Annotated in this window: 10 protein-coding genes; 7 read left to right on the top strand and 3 right to left on the bottom strand. The window is 49.7% G+C overall.

Annotated elements, in window-relative coordinates:
* Window positions 1-149: 149 nt before the first annotated feature.
* From INT33_RS20565 to mobI, 3 genes are all read right to left on the bottom strand, one after another.
* Window positions 150-476: a hypothetical protein gene (locus INT33_RS20565; protein WP_193061154.1), complete on the bottom strand. Its 327-nt coding sequence runs from the start codon at window positions 474-476 to the stop codon at window positions 150-152.
* 129 nt (window positions 477-605) lie between these two features.
* Window positions 606-1,127 (bottom strand): hypothetical protein, encoded by a 522-nt coding sequence (locus INT33_RS20560; protein ID WP_192539865.1) that lies wholly within the window; start codon window positions 1,125-1,127, stop codon window positions 606-608.
* Window positions 1,128-1,634: 507 nt separating this feature from the next.
* The gene (mobI, locus tag INT33_RS20555) at window positions 1,635-2,198 is read right to left on the bottom strand and encodes a conjugative transfer protein MobI(A/C) (protein WP_192539864.1); all 564 of its coding nucleotides are present in this window, start codon (window positions 2,196-2,198) and stop codon (window positions 1,635-1,637) included.
* Between the two features lie 546 nt (window positions 2,199-2,744).
* On the opposite strand from mobI, the gene INT33_RS20550 reads away from it, so the two are divergent.
* The 7 genes from INT33_RS20550 (at window position 2,745) to INT33_RS20520 (ending at window position 6,124) form a co-directional block, all read left to right on the top strand.
* Window positions 2,745-3,755 (top strand): ParM/StbA family protein, encoded by a 1,011-nt coding sequence (locus INT33_RS20550; protein WP_192539863.1) that lies wholly within the window; start codon window positions 2,745-2,747, stop codon window positions 3,753-3,755.
* 69 nt (window positions 3,756-3,824) lie between these two features.
* A complete protein-coding gene (locus tag INT33_RS20545) occupies window positions 3,825-4,487 on the top strand; it encodes a hypothetical protein (RefSeq protein WP_192539862.1) in 663 nt (220 codons plus the stop codon).
* Window positions 4,488-4,500: 13 nt separating this feature from the next.
* Window positions 4,501-4,800, top strand: a complete 300-nt coding sequence (tnpA, locus tag INT33_RS20540; protein WP_318782791.1) for an IS200/IS605 family transposase — start codon at window positions 4,501-4,503, stop codon at window positions 4,798-4,800.
* A gap of 217 nt (window positions 4,801-5,017) precedes the next feature.
* The gene (locus INT33_RS20535) at window positions 5,018-5,275 is read left to right on the top strand and encodes a type II toxin-antitoxin system RelB/DinJ family antitoxin (protein ID WP_192539860.1); all 258 of its coding nucleotides are present in this window, start codon (window positions 5,018-5,020) and stop codon (window positions 5,273-5,275) included.
* Window positions 5,275-5,547: a type II toxin-antitoxin system YafQ family toxin gene (locus INT33_RS20530; RefSeq protein WP_192539861.1), complete on the top strand. Its 273-nt coding sequence runs from the start codon at window positions 5,275-5,277 to the stop codon at window positions 5,545-5,547. Before INT33_RS20535 ends, INT33_RS20530 begins: the two co-directional genes overlap by 1 nt.
* A 63-nt stretch (window positions 5,548-5,610) precedes the next feature.
* On the top strand, window positions 5,611-5,781 hold the full coding sequence (relB, locus tag INT33_RS20525; RefSeq protein ID WP_225736367.1) for a type II toxin-antitoxin system RelB family antitoxin: 171 nt from the start codon (window positions 5,611-5,613) through the stop codon (window positions 5,779-5,781).
* Window positions 5,782-5,830: 49 nt separating this feature from the next.
* A complete protein-coding gene (locus tag INT33_RS20520; protein ID WP_193061155.1) occupies window positions 5,831-6,124 on the top strand; it encodes a helix-turn-helix domain-containing protein in 294 nt (97 codons plus the stop codon).
* Window positions 6,125-6,201: the final 77 nt, after the last annotated feature.

The raw sequence follows: 6,201 nt of genomic DNA, 5'->3' as shown, positions 1-6,201 counted from the left end.
AGCGGGTTGGCTACCGCTTTCCCTGGTCAACCGGGCTTGCTTTTACAAGCCTCCGGCTTCAGCCGGAGGTAATTGACCAGATTTTCCTCGTTACGTTGATTTCCCTAGTAGCTTAACCAACTTTTGCGCTTGACCAAGCCGGTGCGAAATTAAGCCGCCCCCCGAGAAATTTCCAGCACCATCGACCAGGAAGACGGGAGCAGTTGCAAAGCATCCATCACGATCTGCCAATCGGATGTGGCGATAGACATACCCAGCTGATCTTCTAGCACCGATGGGCGTAGCACCTGGCGGCCCCAAAGCTGTATCCGACCACTATCGGCATCGACAACCGAATCCGAAAGCAGCGTAAGCGGAAACTGCGAAGACAGCTGATCCAGTTTGCGCTGAAGACGGGCAGCTCGCACCGCGTCTTCCCATTCGTCGTCGTCCAGGCCAAATAGCGCAACACTTTCGATGGACGGAGAATCGGACACAGCAGGGATAGTTTCGGGGCGTCCAAAAGAAGCGAGGTCGCGTACTGCAATGCAGGAGAGTCAACGCCGTACCGATCCAGAAACGCAAGCAAGTGCCTCTGTCGAGCCTGTGTCTCCATCTCGAAACCCTTACTTTAGACGATGGTAATGACGGACAAGGCCATCGCAAAATCGGCACTGCGGATACAACGCAATAGCCGAGCTATCGGCTTCACCTACAAGATCGGGAAACTCGATGCGCTCACCCATGTATTTTCGTCCTCGCTCGTCGCTCAGGCGCTTGATGAGCACGGTTGGAATGTCGAAATCCGTCGTGTCGGCAACAGGATCAGTCAGCCAGAAAGGCAGTGTCAGATCGACGATAATCCGCGTTGTTTGCAGCGGCACCTCCAGCCAGTAATGCGGCACGATGATCACGTTTTCGCCCGTTTCGTTGGTATGTAGCTCGCCAAAGAACAGCTCCTTGGGCATACCGGCGTCAGCAAAGAATGCTGCTGCTTCGTGCGCAACGTCGCCACAGTCAGCATCCTCAGTGATGTCGGGCGTCAGGTTAAAAAATGCCATAGCGATATCGTCAGCCAATATCTGCTGTTCTTCTTCAAGCCGTGACAATGCGTTTTCAGACTTATCAGCGGTTACTAATGTGAGCACAGTGCTCTCCTTGTCTCGATGTCGGGTGTCCTTTGGATTCTACGCATCCCGAAAAACCGACCAAGGCGCTGAGGGGCGGATTTCTGGTGAATTAGCTTCAGCCCACCCTCAAGGCTTAAATAAACCATAACATACGCTATAAACCTTTTAGTTTGTTATGTGGCATAATAGCTTATAAATGCTTTTTTGCAGCTTTTATGCACTGAAGTATATAAGTGCTTAAAAGTAGAATATGGATTAAAATCAATCAAAAGTTATATAAAGCTATTCTGCTCTTTATAGATTTATGAAAGCCGCTTTTTTGAAACAGGCTTTTGCAATTTTTATTTTAAAAGGAAAGCATTGTGACGGTGTTCTGTGTATGCCTGCACACGAAATTAAGACCACTTGAATGTGAAAGAGGATAAGCCTAACGAATATTATCAAATTATTCGGCGGCATGGTTTAAAAAGAGAAATTTCACCAGCAGAGGTGTTTGAGTCATGAATAAATAACTTATTAGACTATCTACTTTCTATGCGACTCAATTACCTTTTTGACCTCCTTCAACGCTGTTCGCGCTTTTGATAACTCATAAAAAATTTTTCGATTTTTGGCATGGTCTTTTTCGTGCGCCGCAACTAATTCTCGCTCCCAACTTTCAGCCCCATTAAAGTCTCGGGCGTTATAATGATGCTTACCAGACCGTTTAATATGTTTAGCGTAGTAAGTTTTACCTTTGCGCATCGAGTCAGAGTTTCGAACAAACGCATCACGGAAATAGGCGACTTCCAAGGTTCCTCGATTAACGCGAACACGGATACCGAGCTTACCTGGATCACCTGCTGCAAAACGCTCCATTTTTTCTTCCCAAAATAAGTCAGCCATCGTGCGTGAGTCCAAGGCTGCCAGATAAATCGACCGCTCAATTTCTTCAAGCATTCCATCGGCTGCATCCGACAGCGCGGCAGATACTTCAGCCAAATCAATACCCGAACGCTCGGCTTCTGCCTCGTCGTTCACAGCAAGCAACGTATGCAAATGGTCAAGCGAATAATTACTTGAACTGCTGCTACCACCATATTCTGACATCCAGATAGCCCTCCAAAGCCTCAATATCTAACAGACGCTCCCCATGAAATTACCCTGGGGGAAACCCTCGCTCCCCACAGGATATTACTTACTGGTGGAAGGTGAAACAGAAAATAGGAAAAATAGCCAATTTTTTTTAATTCTCCCCCCAACTGGGGGGAGGTGAGCAAAATTTGCCACTTCCCCCCATTACTGGTGGGAGATTACTAAATTTCTTCACTTCCCCCCATTACTGGTGGGAGATTACTAAATTTCTTCACTTCCCCCCATTACTGGTGGGAGATTACTAAATTTCTTCACTTCCCCCCATTACTGGTGGGAGATTACTAAATTTCTTCACTTCCCCCCATTACTGGTGGGAGATTACTAAATTTCTTCACTTCCCCCCAATATTGGTGGGAAGTGAAAAAGTAATGAGAGGGTTGAAGCATTTCTCAATGGATGCAATACTGATTTTTACAAACCTAAAAGTTTAAAATAAACTCTCTAAAGCGAAGTGACTTGCGCTTCGATTTAGCGGTTCAACAGTGAAACGTGGAGGTCTGAATGGGTACGAACGTAGGGCTGGATATCGGCTATAGCAACACCAAGCTGGTTTACTCAGGCGGCGATGAAGGGCATCAGGAGTCCATCTTTCCTGTAGGGGTGTCGCGCCTCGATCAATTCAATCGGCAGATTAAAGGCATTACCGGCGGTGATGTTGATACCACCATTGTTATGGTAGATGGCGTTGAATATGCCGCTGGTATTGCACCAGGTAAAGTGTTGGGTAGCTCACGCGATATAACGGAAAACTACATTAAAACGACGCAGTATAAGGCACTTTTCCATGCTGCGTTATTATATACAAATGATCGCCAGATAGATCGCTTAGTGACGGGGTTGCCGGTCACGCATTGGCAGAACGAAGAATTAAAAAACGATATTAAAAAGATGATGGCAGGGGAGCATCAAGTTGCTAAAAAGAGAACCGTAACCGTGGATGAAGTTGAGGTCATTCCACAACCAGGCGGTGCATTTTTAGATGCTATTCACTACGCTGAAAGTAACGACGATCAAGATACCGTAGAGGCGTTAACAGAAGGCAGTGTTATCATCATTGACCCTGGCTTTTATAGCACTGACTTTGTAGTGTTTGAAGAAGGGGAGTTAAATGCTGAGTTGTCCGGTACAACCCTTTTAGCAACGTCTCGGATTATTGATAGAGTGGCTGAATTGGTCAGTGCAGACTACGGAGCGGCACCAGGTAAGAGCCTCAAGCCTGAAAAAATTGAAAGTTTAATACGCGCAAATTTGCACATAGTACGCTATGCAGGACAGAAAATAGACATCCAACCTTACATCCAACAAAGCGCATTGGAAATCTCTCAGGCTGCTATAAGCGAAATTGCGGGTAGTATGCGAAATACGGTACTTGATACTGTTGTGGTTGCAGGGGGCGGTGGGGCATTTTTCGAACCTGAAGCGCGGCGAATTTTCTCACATTGCGAGATTATCCAGCCTTCTGATCCAGTGCTGTCCATCGCTCGGGGCTATCACGGCTGGGCCGCACGATAGCGTTTATTGGCATTACAGCTGGTGGTAGCACTGATTACCGCCAGCTTTATAATCATTGGAGAATCCGCGATGCACGACTTTCAGCAATCACAGCCGCTTGTCATCAACATCATGCTGTACCGCCGCCGCGATGGTGATCTGTACAGAGAACTTATGTCTGTCCCTAATAAATACCGTGCGGAGCGTCTGCGCAATCTCGCTAACCTATGCTGTTTGATGCGGGAAATGGGGGGCATTGCCGTTGACAGTGAGCGATTGCATTCACTCGCCGAAAGGCACTATAGCAGTATCGTCAGTGAGGACGTGGAGGATAGCGACGGAGACGAGACAGAATCTTCCATGCCGCTAAAATTGACCGTCAATTTCTACAATTATCCCGAGCTGTACCGCGACCTGGCAGCCATTCCAAACGGTAATGTTTCCAGTCGGGTAAAAGCCCTTGCGTCGGCGGGGGCATTACTCAATGATATTTCACGCTGGGCTCGCCATGCTGATAATCAAGGGCTGTCGACCCGCCCATCACAAAACCCGCAGGCACATGCTATCGTCAAAGAGCCCGTTGATCCTGGTGTGGCAAGCATAAAAGAGGAAGGCGGGGTTGAGGTGGGAGCCCAAGAAGGAAGAGCAGATACAAGTGTGGAGGCGGATGCCTCAACAGAGCCGTCAGTAGCAGATAATAAGCGGGATAACACGCCTAAAAAATCCAGTGCCATCGGCAAAATCAGAATGTAGTCACCAGACAGCCGTGTTTTGTAGCGGCTGTACTACATGCCACAAAACCAGACATCCCCATGCCACAAAACCTGGTGAAACCGATCATGTCCACTTGCTGGTGAACTACCCGCCCAAGGTGGCGATTTCAAGGCTAGTAAATAGCCTGAAAGGCGTTTCGAGTAGACGAATGAAACTACTGCACCCTGAATTGGTACAACCGGCCTACAGGAAAAATGCGTTATGGAGTCCCAGCTATTTTGCGGGAAGTGTCGGCGGAGCACCGCTGAGCGTCGTCAAGCAATACATTGAGCAGCAGACAAGGCCAGAATAGGGGACGCTTCGCGTCCCACGCTATCCATCCTCGCACTAGAAGTACGAGGTTTTTCGCGTTAACTGATAATTGCGCCTATTAATTATTTCGTGCGCACGAAATTTTATGAGCGGGGAACAGCGCAGCTCAGCCAGGTAGAGCGCCTCCAGTTGACGACGCCCCCTGATCTGCTATATTGTGGCTACATTGTAGCTACAGAGAAGAAGTGGGGGACACCATGAGTGCTGATACCGTCGTTCGAGCCCGCATCGATAGCGAAACCAAAGAACGCGCCACCGCTGCCCTGGAGGCCATGGGGTTGTCCGTATCCGATGCCATCCGCCTGCTGATGCTGCGGATCGCCGACGAGAAGCGCCTGCCGTTCGCTGTCCAGGTGCCAAACGCCTCCACGGCCAAGGCTCTGGACGAGCTGGACGCCGGCAAGGGCAAGCGCTTTGATAGCGCGGATGCGCTGTTCGAGGACCTGGGCATCTGATGCTGACCCCAGTCCGTTCCAGCCAGTTCAAACGCGATGTAAAGCGGGTCCAGAAGCGCGGCAAGGACATGGACAAGCTGCGGCGCTTGCTGGGCCTGCTGCTCGAGCAAGCTCTCTTGCCGGATGCCTACCAGGATCACCCGTTACGGGGGAATTGGAAGGGCTACCGAGATGCCCATATCGAACCCGATTGGTTGCTGCTGTATCGCGTAGAGGGCGACGAGCTACATTTGGCCCGTACCGGCAGCCATTCAGACCTCTTCCAGGAGTGATTCCGCTCCTGGAATTCAAGATTATCCGTATCGGTAAAAGGACCAGAAGAGGAGGGTGCGGCAATGCAGACACCACCAGACGACTACGCCCCACCTTATGCGCGCGAAGCGATCCTAGAGCATCTGGAAGACCTCGAGGACACCTATCTAGCAGAGCAGACGCTGGAGCGCCTGCGCCGCGGCGATGAAGCCACCCACTCACTGGACGACGTGGACAATTATCTTGAATTTTAAAAAAGTAAACCAATAGGAAGCAACAAACCGTCCAGTAAGGTAGGTTTTTATGGCTAACGAATGCTTTGACGATATTTGGGATGCGCTGGAAGATACCCCGCAAGAGGCAGTGAACATGCGGCTAAGGTCTCAGCTAATGAGAAAGCTGGTGGAGCGTGTTCGCTCTTGGGATCTCAGCCAAAAAGAAGCGGCGAAGCGCCTGGGGACCACTCAGCCACGTCTGAACAACCTCCTGGCGGGCAAGGTAAGCGCCTTTAGCCTTGATGCCCTGGTGAAGCTTACTGCGAGCGCACACCTTGTACTGAAAGTAGAGGTTGTTGATGAAGAGCTAGTCACAGCATGATTGACATCCTCCCCGCCCTAAAGGACGGGGATTCCCACTTCTGGACGCTCATGCCCGAGCGCAAGACTGAGGATATT

The organism is Halomonas colorata, assembly GCF_014897985.1.
In the GTDB taxonomy this organism is placed as follows: Bacteria; Pseudomonadota; Gammaproteobacteria; order Pseudomonadales; family Halomonadaceae; genus Vreelandella; species Vreelandella colorata.
The sequence above is the reverse complement of the archived record's forward strand: the minus strand, read 5'-3'. Positions and strand labels throughout refer to the sequence as shown.

Bases quoted from the DNA above. Each gene is read 5' to 3' on its own strand.
- INT33_RS20550 (WP_192539863.1), top strand. From the start codon at position 2,745: ATGGGTACGAACGTAGGGCTGGATATCGGCTATAGCAACACCAAGCTG.
- INT33_RS20535 (WP_192539860.1), top strand. From the start codon at position 5,018: ATGAGTGCTGATACCGTCGTTCGAGCCCGCATCGATAGCGAAACCAAA.
- INT33_RS20530 (WP_192539861.1), top strand. From the start codon at position 5,275: ATGCTGACCCCAGTCCGTTCCAGCCAGTTCAAACGCGATGTAAAGCGG.
- INT33_RS20520 (WP_193061155.1), top strand. From the start codon at position 5,831: ATGGCTAACGAATGCTTTGACGATATTTGGGATGCGCTGGAAGATACC.
- relB (WP_225736367.1), top strand. From the start codon at position 5,611: ATGCAGACACCACCAGACGACTACGCCCCACCTTATGCGCGCGAAGCG.
- INT33_RS20545 (WP_192539862.1), top strand. From the start codon at position 3,825: ATGCACGACTTTCAGCAATCACAGCCGCTTGTCATCAACATCATGCTG.
- mobI (WP_192539864.1), bottom strand. From the start codon at position 2,198: ATGTCAGAATATGGTGGTAGCAGCAGTTCAAGTAATTATTCGCTTGAC.